Consider the following 15,194-nt stretch of genomic DNA (forward strand, 5'->3'; position numbering starts at 1 on the left):
CATGACCGCTGACCGTTCCGAGGCGCGCGTCCCTGGTGATTCTGCCGGGGATGCGACGGAAGACGCCGGCCCCGGCTTCCAGACGCAGATGCGCACTGCGCGAACCGAGTTCGAGCAGCATGTGGCACACGCACGTGCGGAGTTCGAAGAGGCCAACGAGCGCATCAAGAAGCGCACCGGCAGGGACTTGATCCTCGCGATTCTCATCGGTGTGGGTATCGGGGCCGTCGCACTTCTGTCACTGATCTTCATCAAGTGGGCCTTTGTCTTTCTGGCTCTCGGAGTCGTCGTTCTCGGCGTTGTCGAGTTCTCGCGTGCGCTGGCGGGCTCGGACCGCCGCATTGATCTGGCTCCCCAGATCGTGGCGGCAGTCGTCGTGCTCCTGTCTGGCGCATTCCTCGAGCTGTGGCTGCATTGGGTAGCGCTGTTCGCCGCTTTGGCGTTCGTTGTCGTGTGGCGGCTGATCGCTCAGATGGCAGCTGCCGAGGGCCGTCCATACACGGCGGTCACCAGTGACGTGCTCGCGAGCACGTTCGTGGTGTTCTATGTTCCGTTCCTTGCGAGCATGGCGATGGTGCTGCTGCGGCAAGACGGCGGCGAGTGGTGGATCATCGCGTTCATCGCCGTCGCTGTCGTCGCTGACACCGCGGCTTACGCTGCCGGCCTGACCTTCGGGAAACATCCGATGGCGCCTCGGATCAGCCCGAACAAGACCTGGGAGGGCTTCGCGGGAGCCGTCGTCGGCGCCGTTGCTGCAGGCATCCTGCTCGGGATCTTCCTGCTGGGTGTCCCCTGGTGGGCCGGTGCCATCTTGGGGGCGGTGATTCTCGGCACCGCCACGACCGGTGACCTTGGCGAGTCGATGGTCAAGCGGGATCTCGGTATCAAAGACATGAGCTCATGGCTGCCCGGACACGGAGGAGTCCTCGACAGGCTCGATTCGATCCTCCCGTCGGCGACAGCAGCGCTGGCGCTGTACTACCTGTTCGCGCCGCTGGTGGCAGCATGATGTGGTGTAGCAGCGTGAGGCTGGTATTCGAATGACCATGACTACTTCTCCTGAATCGGCAACGCCCGCCGTTCCCGAACCGGCCCGCGCGCTGTTCCCCGTCACCCGCGGACGGGTGAAGGGCTACGAGCGCGCCGCTGTCGACAGCTTCCTCTCGCACGCACGGGATGCCTTCGAGGCTCCGGGACACCCGTCGATGACGTCGGGCCAGATCCGTGCTGCTGCTTTCCCACTCGCGCGTCGCGGGTACGAGATCACGAGCGTAGACGCGGCGCTCACCCGAATTGAGGATGCCTTCGCCCGTCGGGAACGCGATGCTGCCATTGCCCGAGTGGGGACTGACGTCTGGATCGCCCGGACACGGCGGGACGCGCAGACGGTCCTCGACCGGCTGCAGCGGCCCTCTCGTCGTCGCTTCCAGCGGACCGGAGCTCTCCGTTACGGGTACCGGATCGACGAGGTCGACTTCGTCATGAACAAGCTCGCGCGGTATCTCGAGACCGGCAGTGGCGCGACCATCGAGCAGGTCCGTGGTGTCGCGTTCCGTATGCAGCGCGGGGGATACCGCGAGGTCCAGGTCGATGCCGTCCTGGATGCTGTCGTCGAGATCATGCTCGCTGTGGAGTGAACCCGCGCGTGGCTCAGGGCGCAAGCGCGGCTGGGCCTCGATAGAATCGGGTCATTGTGACCGATGAAAGCCGTGGCGCCGAGGTAACCGCACGGGCGAGCGCTGATCTCGCCCAGCGGCGTCCCAGCGTGCCGCCCCGGGCAGCCGCAGCCCCAGTCGGACATTGGTCGAAGCGCCGCGGCGTGCTCGCCGTGTTCGCTGCTTTCGCGGCACTGGGCTTCGTCGCGGCGAACGCCGGCCCCAGCGGGATGGCTTTCGCGACTGCTGAGGATGAGACGCCCGAGGCGGTCTCGCTCTACGCGAGTTCGATCGTCGACGCGCAGTCGATCGTCGTGGATACGGATGCCGAGCCGGTCGCTTTCGATCCCGACCGCGGCAGCTATGAGGTGTACGTCAAGCCCAAGCCCACTCCGACTCCGGTCGTCGCATCCGGCGGCGGGGCAGCGGCGCCGTTGTTCTACTCGGGTGGTGGCTCACCCGCGGAGTGGATGTCGGCGGCGGGGATCGCCGAGAGCGATTGGGGATACGTCGACTACGTCGTCTCGCGAGAGAGCGGTTGGAATCCCAACGCGACGAACCGTCGCTCGGGGGCCTGTGGTCTCGTTCAGGCGTTGCCGTGCAGCAAGGTCCCCGGTAGCGGCTACAACCCGGTCGACAATCTGCGGTGGGCCAATGGCTACGCCGTCGGGCGCTACGGCAGCTGGGCCGGCGCTTACAACTTCTGGGTCAACAACCACTGGTGGTGACCGGCGAGGATGCCACGATCTCATCGTCGCCGACCCGAGCCTGCCGGCGATGACGGGCTCGAGCGCCTGATCGCGGGCTGGAAGCGAACGGAAGTGCGCCGCGGCGTGGAATGGACGGTGCAGCCGGTCTCGGCGGCCCAAGCCACGAAGTCCTATGCGTGCCCCGGGTGCGTCCGCCCTATCGAGCCGGGGACCGCCCACATCGTCGCGTGGCGCGCGGACGGCGTACTCGGTGACGCCGCGGACCTCGCGGCGCGGCGCCATTGGCACTCACATTGCTGGAGGATCAGCTGACATGGAGATTCGCGGACCGATGCTGCTTCCCGCTCGGCGGGAAGAGATCGAGCTTCACACGCACGACGGTTTGCGGCTGGTCGGTGAACTCGCCCTGCCCGCAGAGCGCGCGCCGCACGCGACTCTGGTCACGCTGCATCCGCTGCCGACGGCGGGCGGGTTCATGGACTCGCACATCTTCCGCAAGGCTGCGGCACGACTGCCCGCCCTCGCCGACCTTGCGGTGCTTCGATTCAACACCCGGGGGACGACCTCGCCGCGCGGGACGAGCGATGGCTCCTTCGACGGCGGTGACTCCGAGCGGTGGGATGTCGCCGCGGCGATGTCGTTCGTGGCCGAGCGTGGTCTGCCCCGTCCGTGGATCGTCGGATGGTCTTTCGGGACGGAACTGGCGCTGAAGTACGCCGCCGACCACGATGTCGAGGGAATCATCCTGCTGTCGCCCCCTCTGCACCGAACCACCGATGACGAACTCGCGGGCTGGGCCGAAGACCCGCGGCCGATCATCGTGCTCGTTCCGGAGTTCGATGACTTCTTGCGCCCCGACGAGGCTGCGAAGCGCTTCTCCGTTATCCCGCACGCCACGCTCATTCCGGTCGAGGGCGGTCGTCACCTGTGGGTGGGCGAGAACCAGACCAGGACGGTGCTGACCGAGATCGTCGCGGCCATCAACCTAGACGCTTTGCCGCTGCCGACCGAGTGGGATGGCGATCTCGGCGCGCCCGCCTGAGCATCAGCGCTCGTTCTGCCGGGGGATCACCACCTGGCGGTAGATGATCAGGACGCTTGCCGCCGCCGGGATGGCGATCAGGGCACCGAGGAGCCCGAGAAGCGAGCCGCCGGCGAGGGCCGCGACCACGACGACTGCCCCGGGGATCGCGACGGCGCGACTCATGATGCGGGGCGAGATGACATAGGCCTCGAGCTGCATGTAGATGAGGTAGTAGATCGCGGCGATGAGCGCGATCGTCGGCGAGCCCAGGCCCGGGATCAGACAGGTCAGCACGATGATCGTCGAGCCGGTGAGCGTGCCGACGAGCGGGATGAGCGAGAACAGCAGGGCCACAACGGCAAGCACCGCCGGGAAAGGGGCCTCGATGATGCTGAGGAAGATCCAGCTCAGGATGCCGTTGATGACGCCGAGGCTGACCTGACCGATCACGTAGTAGCCGACCGAATCGGTGATCTGCTCCGCGAGATCGACGAACCGCTGCCGCTTGGATGCCGCGACGAGTTGGTACACGGCCTTCTTGAGCGAGGGGATCGACGCTGTGAAGTAGATCGTCAGGATCAGCACGATGAAGGCGCCGAACAGGCCGCTGGCGATGGTGGCACCGATCGCGAGGATGTTGCCGCCGATCGACCCACCGATCGACGCGAAGTCCAGATTCTGAAGCCACTGCAAGATGTAGGCGAAGATGTCATCCCAGGCGAGCATGGGGAACACCGTCTCGAGCCACGCCTGCAGCTCGTCCGGCCACGAGGGGTTCTGGAGGATGCGGGTGACTTCGACGACCAACTGCGTGATCTGCTCCACGATGATCGGGAGCACCATCAGGATCACGCCGGCGAAGATTCCGAGCACGACGACGATGGTGGTGAGAACCGCTGCCCACCGCGGCACGCGGCGTCGGATCAGCCACGAGACCATCGGTTCGAGGCCGAGCGCGAGAAACAGTGCGGTACCGACGTAGAGCAGGATGGTTGACAGCGTCTGGACGCTCGCGATGAGCAGGAGTCCGAGGCCCACGCCGAGGGTCGCGACGAATGCGACGCGGAAGGGGTTCTGCAGCTTCACGGCACCTCGTTCTCTCTGACGCGACTCGCCTGGCGATCAGAATACGCATAGCCGGGGCTGAGACGGTGATGCGCCCCTTCCCTGGGGACTTTCAGCACATGTTCGCTAGTCTGAAATGTCGAGTTTTCCGGTGTGCGACGACGTCCGCGCGCCGAGGAAGGTTTTTCGTGCGTTTCGTATGGGCTGTGGTCGCGCTGGTTCTGGCGACCGTGATGATCGGGGCGGGAATCGCCCAGCGGACGATCTTCCAAGGCCCCCGGTCGACGACAGCCGATGTTTCGATAACCGAGGACGAGCCGTACCTGGTCATCGACGGTGCGTTGCTGACAGAGAATCCCGGATCCCAGACGCTGCGTGTGCTCGGCGATGGTCCTGTTTTTGCCGCCTACGGTCGGACAGCTGACGTGCAGGCGTGGCTTGCTGACGCTACCTACAACCAGGTCGTGCAAACCGAGGACGGGTCGCTGGTTACCGAGGAGGTCGAGCCGGCTCCTGAGCCCGAGGCGACCGTCGCCCCCACCGCCACACCGGCAACCGAGGCGCCCACCGGTGACGGGGCAGCGACAGGGGATGCAGCAACCGATCAGGGATCCGCCGAGGAAGCGATTCCCGGGCGGAACCCGGCAGGATCTGACCTGTGGCTGGATGAATACCAGCAAGACGACCTTGTCATCGCGCCCCTGCAGCTTCCAGCCGACATGAGCGTCATCATTGCCTCGGATGGAACGGAACCTGCCCCGACGACGGTGAGCGTCACCTGGCCGATCGAGAACTCCACGCCATGGGCGGGCCCCCTGATCGTCGGTGGCGGCATCCTGATGGCCGTCGGTGTCGTGCTGTACGTGCTCGGCATCCGTCACGTGCGCCGTTCGCGCGGTCCACGCCGAAAAGGCTTGCCGCTGCCGGTGACCGAGCCGATCGATCTGTCTGTCGCCGAGGCCGACAAGGGCGTGATCAGCGCCGGCAAGCCGCGTCGCGCGTTGGGACGCGGACGCACCTCCTTCCTGGCGATCCCGGTTGTGGCGGTAACCGTTGGTCTGCTCTCTGGCTGCACGTCTGACGCGTGGCCGCAACTGGTGCCGTCCGAGACACCGAGTCCGACGGCGTCGGTCATCGTGCCCGAGGGTCAGCAGGCTCCAGCCGTCACCAAGCAGCAGGCCGAGCGGATCGTCGAGCAGGTGGCTCAGACGGTAGCGCAGGCCGATGAGGCTAAGGATGCTGACCTCGCAGCGACCCGGCTCGACGGTGCGCTTCTGGCAGAGCGCAAGACGAACTACACCCTGCGGTCAGCCATCGCCGACTATGCGATGCCGACCGCGGTTCCTGGCAAGCCCGTCGAGGTCGTCCTGCCGCAGGCCTTCAACGGCTGGCCCCGGTCGTTCCTGGCTGTCGTCACGGATGACGAGGCCAACACCTCGAGCATCATGGTGCTGACGCAGGCTGATCCGTGGACGCCCTACAAGCTGAGCTATATCGGCAACCTCGGGGGCAACACACTGATGCCCGAGCTTGCGCCGTCGTACATCGGCGCGAGTCAGCTTGCCCCGGATTCACCGTTCCTGCTGCTTCCACCCGATGAGCTTGCAGCCGCATACGCTGACGTGCTCGATAAGGGCGACGAGTCGGCGTTCGCGGGAATGTTCGACGAGCAGAGCGACCTGTTCCGTGCTGGTGTCATTGCCGATCGCAAGGAACGTCTCGACGACTTCAATCAGACCGGTGCTGAGACCGGCAGCCTGACCTTCAGCGCCGCCGCCGGTGAATTCGCTCCGTTCGCGATCGCGACGCTCGAAAGTGGCGCCATCGTCGCGGTGAGCATCGCCGAGACCGACACCGTCAAGCCGACCAACGAAGACGCCGTCATCAAGCTGGACAACAACGCGACGGTGAAGACGCTCGCGGGCGCTGACCAGTCGGCATCCGGGTTCTCGACGACCTTCAGTGACCAGCTCTTCTTCTACGTGCCCGAGAAGGGATCGAGCGAACCGATCCGTCTTCTGGGCTACTCGAGTTCGATTCTGAAAGGCTCTGTGCTGTGACACTTCCCGGCTCCAACGTTCCTCTCCGGGGCGCCGTCGACCTCTCAGCCCTGCGCAACCGTCCGGCGGCTCCATCCCCGAGCGAGCCTGCTGCCGGCGCTCCTGCAGACGGGAACGCCACGCGCCTGGTGATCAACGTCACCGACGCGATGTTCCCCGACGTTCTGGAGCTGTCCAAGACGGTGCCCGTGGTCGTTGACCTCTGGGCCGAGTGGTGCGGGCCTTGCAAGCAGCTCAGCCCGGTCCTCGAGCGCGTTGTCACCGAGTACGCGGGTCGCGTGGTCCTGGCAAAGGTCGACGTCGACGCCAACCCGCAGCTTGCTCAGGCATTCCGCGCCCAGTCGATCCCGATGGTCGTGGCCCTGGTCGGCGGGCAGGCCGTGCCCCTGTTCACGGGCGCCGTTCCCGAGCAGCAGGTGCGCGAAGTCCTCGCCCAGTTGCTGCAGCTCGCTGCGCAGAACGGCGTTACCGGAACAGTCGGGGCAGGAGACCCGGGCGCTACCGATGACGATGCTGCTGTCGAACCGGCGCTGCCGCCGCTTCACGCGGAGGCCTTTGCTGCGATCGAGTCCGGGGATTATGCGGCGGCGATCTCTGCGTACGAGCGTGCTCTCGCCGAGAACCCGCGCGACGCAGAGGCGCGGGCGGGTCTTGCGCAGGTGCAGCTTCTCTCACGCGTCCAGGATGCCGACCTCCAGGCTGCGCGTGCGGCGGCAGCCTCTGCACCCACCGACGTCGATGCTCAGCTCCTGGTCGCCGACCTCGATCTTTCCGGCGGCCACGTTGAGGATGCCTTTGATCGACTGCTGGACCTCTTCGCGGCATTGCCCGACGATGTGCGCGCGCCCGTGCGGGAACGCCTGCTCGAGTTGTTCGGAATCGTGGGCGACGACGACCCGCGCGTCATCCGGGCGCGCAGTCGCCTTGCGTCGCTCCTCTTCTGACCCGTCCCAACAGGTCCGCGCTGTGTCAGTCGCGGATGGTGGAGGGAACCCGCGCCTGCGGGTCATAGCGCAGCCAGATGACACTCGTTGCCGGCAGCACCATCGAGGCTCTGCCGTCCTCGCCGGCAACGACCATCCCGAGATTGCCGACGCCGGCGCCCCCGTATTCGTGCGCATCGGTGTTGAGGATCTCGCGCCAGACTCCGCCGTAGGGTAAATCGAGCGCGTAGTTCGAGAGGGTCGACCCCGAGAAGTTGCACACTGCGGCGACGATGTTGCCGTCCCAGTCCCGTCTGGTGAAGGCGAGCACGTTCGGGTTCCAGGACGGAGCGCCGATGCGAGAGAAGGCAGACCCGTCGTTGTCGCGACTCCACAGGGCCGGGTTCGCGCGGTATGTGCCGTTCACGGCACCGACGAAATCCTGGAGCTGGCGGTGGGTCGGCTGGTCGAGGGTCCACCAGTCGAGCCCGCGTGATTCGGACCATTCCGCCATCTGCCCGAACTCCTGCCCCATGAACAGCAGCTGCTTACCAGGGTGCGCCCACATGTAGGCGAGGAACGCGCGCATGTTCGCCAGCTTGGCTGCGTGATCGCCCGGCATCCGAGAGAACAGACTCCCCTTGCCGTGGACCACCTCGTCGTGGCTGATCGGGAGCACGTAGTTCTCGCTGAATGCGTAGACGAACGAGAAGCTCAGCTCACCCTGGTGGTAGGAGCGGTACAGCGGGTCCCGCTTGATGTACTCGAGGCTGTCGTTCATCCACCCCATGTTCCACTTGAACCCGAATCCGAGCCCGGCGTGGTCTGTGGGGGCGGTGACCCCCGGGAAGCTCGTCGACTCCTCGGCCATCATGCTGATGCCGGGGAACGTCTTGTAACACGTGGCGTTGACCTCTTGCAGGAACCGGATGGCCTCGAGGTTCTCGCGCCCGCCGTGGATGTTCGGTTCCCACTCGCCCGCGTTGCGGGAGTAATCGAGGTAGAGCATGGAGGCGACGGCATCCACGCGAAGCCCGTCGACATGGAACTCGTCGTACCAGTACAGCGCGTTGGCGACCAGGAAGTTACGGACCTCGTTGCGGCCGTAGTCGAAGATGAGCGTTCCCCAGTCCTTGTGCTCACCGCGACGTGGGTCAGGATGCTCGTAGAGCGCCCTGCCGTCGAACTTCGCGAGCGCGAACTCGTCTTTGGGAAAGTGTCCGGGGACCCAGTCCATGATGACGCCGATGTCCGCCCGGTGCAGGCGATCGATGAGGTACTTGAGGTCGTCGGGGCTGCCGAACCTGCTCGTGGGTGCGAAGTAGCCCGTGACCTGATAGCCCCAGGAACCGCCGAACGGATGCTCGGCGAGGGGTAGGAACTCCACGTGGGTGAAGCCGAGTGCGTTGATGTGCTCGATGAGCGGGTCGGCTGCGTCGCGATACGACAGGCCGGGGCGCCACGAACCGAGATGCACCTCGTAGATCGACATGGGCTCAGTCACGGGGCGGCTCTGGGAGCGCCGCGCGATCCAGCCCGAATCATCCCAGCGGTAGGAGGATACGGTGACGACCGATCCGGTGGCCGGTGGAACCTCGGCTCGCCGGGCCAGAGGGTCCGCTTTCAGCCGCCACTGCCCGTCCGGTCCCTGGATCTCGTACTTGTAGACGGTTCCCTCGCCGGCTGCAGGGATGAACAGCTCCCAGACCCCGGAGTCGCCCATCGAGCGCATCGCGTGGGCGGCGCCATCCCATCCGTTGAAATCGCCCACGACGCGCACCGCGCGCGCGTTCGGCGCCCAGACGGCGAACGAGGTGCCATGGCTGTCTTCGTGGGTGCGGACGTGAGAACCCAGGACGTCCCAGAGTCGTTCGTGACGTCCCTCGCGAATCAGGTGCAGATCGAGTTCACCGATCGTCGGGGAGTGGCGGTAGGGGTCGTCAGCCCGGTAGTCGGGCCCGTCGTCGTAGGACGCGTCGATTCGGTACGAACCGAGCGGTCCGGTGACCGTGCCCTCCCAGATGCCCGCAGCGACGTGTTCGAGCCTGGCGCGTTTGCCCCCATCGAACACGGCAGTGACGGTCGCCGCGAGGGGCCGGCGGGTCCGAATCACCCAGGTGTTCTTGCCCGCGGGATGGATGCCGAGAACGCTGTGCGGGTCGTGATAGCTGCCGTGCGCGACGGCGTCGAGCGTGGCGGGGTCGATCGTGGTCATCGCTGTGCCTCAATCCGAAGGATGTGCACGGGCTCGCGGAAAGCGTCGAGCCGCACGTAGTTGTGGTCTGCCCAGGTCCACTGCGCCCCCGTGATCAGGTCGGTGACACCGAACTGCTCGCCCGGCTCGACGCCCCACACGCGAGTGTCCAGGTGGACCGTGGTCTCGCGCACAGAGTGGGGGTCGACGTTCACAACCACCAGGATCGTGTCGGGCTCGCCGGATGGGGAGAGCGCAGCGTCCAGGTGCTTCGAATAGACGAGTATCGCGTCGTCATCGCTCCAGTGGACGGTGAGATTGCGCAGCTGACGCAGCGCCGGGTGTTCGCGGCGGATCGCGTTGAGCCGCGTGAGGAACGGCGCGAGGGACGAGCCCGACGCATCGATCGCGTCCCAGTCTCGGAACTTGTACTCGTACTTCTCGTTGTCGATGTTCTCTTCGGACCCGGGTCGGGCGACGTTCTCGAAGAGTTCGTAGCCGGCATACACCCCGTAGACGGGCGCCGCGGTCGCGGCGATAGCGGCGCGGATGACGTACGCTGCGTGCCCGCCATACTGCAGGTACTCGGTGAGGATGTCGGGGGTGTTCACGAACAGGTTCGGCCGCAAGAAGTCGGCGGTCTCGTGGGCGAGAGAGGAGAGGAACTCCTCGAGCTCCTCCTTCGTGTTGCGCCAGGTGAAATAGGTGTAGCTCTGCTGGAAGCCCGCCATCGCGAGCCCCTGGAGAGGAGCCGGGCGTGTGAAGGCCTCGGCGAGGAAGACGACCTCCGGGTGCTCGGCGTTCACCGTGCGGATCAGCCATTCCCAGAACTGGAGGGGCTTGGTGTGGGGGTTGTCGACGCGGAAGATGCGGACGCCCTGCGCGATCCAGTGGCGAACGATGCGCAGCACCTCTGCGCGAATTCCCTCGGGATCGTTGTCGAAGTTGATCGGGTAGATGTCCTGGTATTTCTTCGGGGGGTTCTCGGCGTACGCGATCGACCCGTCGGGAAGGGTCGTGAACCACTCCGGGTGGCTTGTCACCCACGGGTGATCGGGGGATGCCTGCAGCGCGAGGTCGAGGGCGACCTCGAGTCCCTCGGCGGCAGCCGCTCGGACGAACGCGCGGAAGTCGGCGAGAGTGCCGAGGTCGGGGTGCACCGCGTCATGCCCGCCCTCTGCTGCGCCGATCGCCCACGGTGAGCCGGGATCGCCTGGCCCCGGGGTCAACGTGTTGTTCGGGCCCTTGCGGTTCTTTTGTCCGATGGGATGGATCGGGGGCAGGTACACAACGTCGAAACCCATGCGCGCGACCGCAGGAAGGCGCTTGCTTGCGGTGCGAAAGGTGCCGCTCTTGACGGTGCCGTCCTTGCGGAGCTTCGCGCCCTCGGAGCGGGGGAAGAACTCGTACCACGCCCCGACTCCGGCGCGCTCGCGCTCGACGAGCAGCTCACGGTCGCGGCCGATGGTTACGAGGGACTGCAGCGGGCGAGCCGTGAACGCCGCCTCCAGACGCGGATCGTCGATGAGGCTGAGCGGGTCGCTCACGACATCCGAACGGAACTGGTCTGCCATCTTGGTGAGCATCCGGCGCTCGGCTGCCGGTCGGCCGCGTTCGTCGGCACCCCGCTCGCACAGCAGAGCACCCATCTCCAGCATGAGGGGGACATCGACGCCGGCGAGCACCTTGACGTGGGCCGCGTGGTGCCAGGTGGCGAAGTCGTCGGCGAAGGCCTCGAAGTGGAACCTCCAGATCCCTTCCTCGAGGAGCACGACATCGGTCCACCAGCGGTCGAAACCGTCACCTGCGGGCTCCAGACGGTGAAGGGACTCGTCGCCCGACGGTGAGGTCAGGCGTAGGTGAACACCGATGCGATCATGACCCTCGCGGAATGCCGTGACGCCGAAGGTGACGGCTTCCCCGTGAAAGGCGCTGGGGTTATAGCGTTCGTCAGGGGTGTCGGGGCGGGGGAGCACCATCGGGATGCGTCCCATCGCGGCGTCAGCTGGCGGTGCGAGCGGTGAGGCGGGGCGCACCGGGATTGCGGTGGCGCTTCGCCACGGTCGAGAAACGGGGGAGCGTCTGCTGGTTGCCACGTTTCGAACCTACCCCGCGCACCACCGGCGGGAACAGGTGTGGACAGGCGCCGCGCCGTCGGCAACAATGCGCGCCCGACAGGGCTCAGGCCGGGTCGGCGACGAACAGGCGCATCGAGGTCGGGCCGAGTTCGACGGATGACCCGGGCTCGTGCGAGCTGATCTCGGTCGACGGATGTTCGTCTTCGCTCGACCAGACTGTGCGGTAGCGAGCGACGCCGTCGACGCGCGGCAGCAGCACAGTCGCCGAACGTTCGGTGCCGTGCACCACCAAGAGAGTTCGGTTGGGTTCCTCCACCTCGGGAGTGGAGGTAGCCAGGTACTGCAACGTGCGATGCGTCGGATCAGCCCACCGCGCGCCCGACATCATCTCGCCGTGCTCGTCATACCAGTCCATGACGGATGCCGACGGCGTCTCCTGGTCGTCGCGCGCGAACCGACTCGGACGCAGCGCGGGGTTCTGTGCGCGCAGGGCCAGGAGTCGCTGGACGTGGGCGAAAAGGTCTGCCTGCCACGGCGCGTGCTCCCACGGCAACCAGGTCAGCGGGCCGTCGTGACAGTAGGCGTTGTTGTTGCCGTGCTGCGTTCGTCCGAACTCGTCACCCGCGGTGATCATCGGGACTCCCGCAGAGAGCAGTAGGGTGCCCATCAGATTGCGCATCGCCCGGCGGCGTGTGGCGAGGATGAATGGATCGTCCGTCTCCCCTTCGGCGCCGTGGTTGAACGACCGGTTCGTGTCCGCGCCATCGCGATTGTGCTCGCCGTTCGCAGCGTTGTGCTTGACGTCGTAGGAAACCAGATCGTGGAGGGTGAAACCGTCGTGCGCCGTGACGAAGTTCACACTGGCAAGTGGGCCACGCTCGGCGCTGAACGTATTCGATGAGCCTGCGAGGCGCGTCGCGAACCCGCCGACCCCCACGGGTGCAGTCGTGGCGCGACGGCCATAATCGACATCGCTGAGCCAGAAATTGCGCACGCGATCGCGATAGCGGTCGTTCCACTCCAACCAGCCCCGACCGAAATTGCCGGTCTGCCAACCACCCATCCCGACGTCCCACGGTTCGGCGATCTTCTTGACATCCGCGAGCGCGGGGTCGTCAACAATCGCCCGCAGCAACGGATGCTCGGGCGTGAAGGCATGTTCGCGGTCGCGTCCGAGGGTCGTGGCGAGGTCAAAGCGGAAGCCGTCGACCTGCACGTCGTTGGCCCAATACCGCAGCGAGTCGAGGACCAGGCGGGAGGCGGCATCCGTGGCAGTATCGACGCTGTTCCCGCAGCCAGTGACGTCGATGTAGGAGCCGTCGGCGTGCTGGCGGTAGTACCCGCGGTTGTCGATACCGCGGAAGCTCGACCGCGGCCCGCCGATTTCGGCTTCGGAGGTGTGGTTGTAGACGACGTCGAGGATCACCTCGAGGCCCGCCTCGTGCAGGAGCTTCACCATCCCCTTGAACTCCCGCAGCACCGCCTCAGGACCCTTGCGCCGGTTCTCTTCTGTTGCGTATGCGGCGTGCGGGGCGAAGAAGCCGACCGTGTTGTAGCCCCAGTAGTTCGTGAGTCCCAGTTCGAGCAGGCGAGGCTCGGTCGCGAACTGGTGGACGGGGAGCAGCTCGATGCTGGTGACACCGAGTGTCGTGAAATGCTCGATCATCGCCGGGTGCGCGAGTCCCGCGTAGGTGCCGTGCAGGGCGGGGGGCACCTCGGGATGACGCTTGGTCATCCCCTTGACGTGACCCTCGTAGATGACCGTGCGGTCCAGAGTGATGAGGGGCTTGCGCGCGCCGCACCAGTCGAAGTCGCCGGCGACGACGACCGACCGCCATCCGCTGGAGCCGCTGTGCGCGAGACCGCGCGCATAGGGATCGATCAACAGCGATGACCGATTGAAGGTGTTGCCGGGACCGGCGGGTCCGTCGACCTGGATCGCATAGTGCGTTCCCGGTCGAAGCCTCCGCGAGAATCCTGACCAGATATCCCCGTCGGTCCGCGAGAGCGCAACGGTTTCTATGACCCAATCGAGGTCGTCGCCGTCGAAGATGAGAAGGTCGATCGAGGATGCGTGCGCTGACCAGATTCGAACTGTGCCGCCCCCGTCATGCAGGCGAATACCGAGGTCATCGAACCGCGGCGACAACAGACCGGCGTCGGTCGTGTCGGCACGCGAAAGTACAGCTGACTCGGGGATCGGCATGCGTAGAGCATAACGACGGCGCAGGGCCCCGAGGCGCGCCCTCGGCGGCTGTCGCGCCGCAGTACCGGGGTCGGTGGCACAGTGGATTCCGTGAGTATCTATCTGGATCACGCCGCGTCGACTCCGCTGCGTCCTGAGGCGCGCGAGGCGTGGCTGGAGGCGACTGAGGTCGTCGGCAATGCGTCGTCGATCCACGCGAATGGCCAGAGCGCGCGGCGAGTCCTGGAGGATGCGCGGGAGCGGCTCGCTGCCGCGGTCGGGTGCGATCCGATCGAGATCGTGATCACCTCCGGCGGAACCGAAGCCGTGAACCTCGCCCTGAAGGGGCTCTGGCAGACGCGCCGCCCGGGAACATCTGACATCGTGCTTCCCGACGGCGAGCACCATGCATCGATCGACCCGGTGGAATGGATCGCACGGCGCGACGGGGCCGGCATCCGGAGTGTGCCACTCACGACCAGCGGGGCGATCGACGCCGCCGAGTTCGCGGCGGCTCTCCCAGGCGCTGCGCTGGCGACGGCCCTTGTCGCCAACAACGAGGTGGGTACGGTCAACCCGGTTGCCGCTCTCGCCCAGGCCGCAGCCTCCGAGCGCGTGCCGATGCATCTGGACGCCATCGCGGCGTTCGGACATGTGCCGGTGTCTTTCGCGCAGCTGCGAGGCGACGCTCGCCCCGGAGCCGGGCTGCTCGCCATGAGTGTTTCGGCGCACAAGGTCGGTGGCCCCATCGGAGTCGGCGCACTCGTGGTCGCCCGGTCTGCCCGATTGGATCCGCTGCTGCACGGCGGGGGCCAGCAGCGAGGGTTGCGTTCGGGGACGCAGGATGTCGCTGGAGCCGCAGCATTCGCGGTGGCTGCTGAGCTCGCGGTCGCGGAGCTTGCCGAGGAGTCAGAGCGCCTGTCGGTGATGCGCGACAGGTTGATCGCGGGAGTTCTCGCGACGGTGCCGGGCGCCGAACTGCTGGGCGATCCGGTCGATCGCCTGCCGGGAAACGCGCACATTCTCTTTCCTGGCTCGTCGGGGGAGTCGCTTCTGTTCCTCCTCGACATGGCGGGCGTCTCGGTATCGACGGGGTCGGCGTGTCAGGCGGGTGTTCCCGAGCCGTCCCACGTCGTAATGGCCATGGGCAGAAGCGAGCGGGAGGCGCGCGAGGTACTGCGATTCACGCTGGGGCGCTCGACGACGGATGCCGATATCGCCGCAGTCCTTCGCGTGCTCCCCGATGCGGTCGAGCGCGCGCGGGCGGCATCCGGGCCCCGTCCAGATGGCCGCTCGTAGA

General features: G+C 66.4%; 12 protein-coding genes. 8 read left to right on the top strand and 4 right to left on the bottom strand.

Annotated features, from left to right (window positions below):
* Nucleotide 1 precedes the first annotated feature (1 nt).
* The 5 genes from AADH62_RS07035 to AADH62_RS07055 are packed head-to-tail and all read left to right on the top strand — an operon-like array spanning nucleotide 2 to nucleotide 3,407.
* Nucleotides 2-1,009, top strand: coding sequence for a phosphatidate cytidylyltransferase (locus AADH62_RS07035; protein WP_341578834.1), 1,008 nt, complete (start codon nucleotides 2-4; stop codon nucleotides 1,007-1,009).
* 37 nt (nucleotides 1,010-1,046) lie between these two features.
* Nucleotides 1,047-1,637: a DivIVA domain-containing protein gene (locus tag AADH62_RS07040; protein ID WP_341578835.1), complete on the top strand. Its 591-nt coding sequence runs from the start codon at nucleotides 1,047-1,049 to the stop codon at nucleotides 1,635-1,637.
* 56 nt (nucleotides 1,638-1,693) lie between these two features.
* A complete protein-coding gene (locus AADH62_RS07045) occupies nucleotides 1,694-2,383 on the top strand; it encodes a transglycosylase SLT domain-containing protein (protein ID WP_341578836.1) in 690 nt (229 codons plus the stop codon).
* A gap of 9 nt (nucleotides 2,384-2,392) precedes the next feature.
* A complete protein-coding gene (locus AADH62_RS07050; RefSeq protein ID WP_228178168.1) occupies nucleotides 2,393-2,677 on the top strand; it encodes a hypothetical protein in 285 nt (94 codons plus the stop codon).
* Nucleotide 2,678: 1 nt separating this feature from the next.
* Complete coding sequence (locus AADH62_RS07055; protein ID WP_341578837.1) at nucleotides 2,679-3,407, top strand: alpha/beta hydrolase; 729 nt, start codon at nucleotides 2,679-2,681, stop codon at nucleotides 3,405-3,407.
* 3 nt (nucleotides 3,408-3,410) lie between these two features.
* On the opposite strand, the gene AADH62_RS07060 is transcribed toward AADH62_RS07055, so the two are convergent.
* Nucleotides 3,411-4,475, bottom strand: a complete 1,065-nt coding sequence (locus AADH62_RS07060) for an AI-2E family transporter (protein WP_292712568.1) — start codon at nucleotides 4,473-4,475, stop codon at nucleotides 3,411-3,413.
* Between the two features lie 167 nt (nucleotides 4,476-4,642).
* Between AADH62_RS07060 and AADH62_RS07065 the strand changes: the two genes are divergently transcribed.
* The gene (locus AADH62_RS07065; RefSeq protein ID WP_341578838.1) at nucleotides 4,643-6,514 is read left to right on the top strand and encodes a glycosyl transferase; all 1,872 of its coding nucleotides are present in this window, start codon (nucleotides 4,643-4,645) and stop codon (nucleotides 6,512-6,514) included.
* The gene (locus AADH62_RS07070) at nucleotides 6,511-7,458 is read left to right on the top strand and encodes a tetratricopeptide repeat protein (RefSeq protein WP_341578839.1); all 948 of its coding nucleotides are present in this window, start codon (nucleotides 6,511-6,513) and stop codon (nucleotides 7,456-7,458) included. The genes AADH62_RS07065 and AADH62_RS07070 overlap by 4 nt, the downstream gene beginning before the upstream one ends.
* Before the next feature lie 25 nt (nucleotides 7,459-7,483).
* On the opposite strand, the gene glgB is transcribed toward AADH62_RS07070, so the two are convergent.
* The 3 genes from glgB to glgX form a co-directional block, all read right to left on the bottom strand.
* Nucleotides 7,484-9,652, bottom strand: a complete 2,169-nt coding sequence (gene glgB, locus AADH62_RS07075; RefSeq protein WP_341578840.1) for a 1,4-alpha-glucan branching protein GlgB — start codon at nucleotides 9,650-9,652, stop codon at nucleotides 7,484-7,486.
* The gene (locus AADH62_RS07080; protein WP_341578948.1) at nucleotides 9,649-11,610 is read right to left on the bottom strand and encodes a maltotransferase domain-containing protein; all 1,962 of its coding nucleotides are present in this window, start codon (nucleotides 11,608-11,610) and stop codon (nucleotides 9,649-9,651) included. The genes glgB and AADH62_RS07080 overlap by 4 nt, the downstream gene beginning before the upstream one ends.
* Before the next feature lie 202 nt (nucleotides 11,611-11,812).
* Entirely contained in the window at nucleotides 11,813-13,915 is a 2,103-nt protein-coding gene (gene glgX / locus AADH62_RS07085; protein WP_341578841.1) for a glycogen debranching protein GlgX, read from the bottom strand.
* Nucleotides 13,916-14,005: 90 nt separating this feature from the next.
* Between glgX and AADH62_RS07090 the strand changes: the two genes are divergently transcribed.
* Nucleotides 14,006-15,193, top strand: coding sequence for a cysteine desulfurase family protein (locus AADH62_RS07090; RefSeq protein ID WP_341578842.1), 1,188 nt, complete (start codon nucleotides 14,006-14,008; stop codon nucleotides 15,191-15,193).
* Nucleotide 15,194: the final 1 nt, after the last annotated feature.

The organism is Microbacterium schleiferi (assembly GCF_038150145.1).
GTDB classification, from domain to species: Bacteria; Actinomycetota; Actinomycetes; order Actinomycetales; family Microbacteriaceae; genus Microbacterium; species Microbacterium schleiferi_B.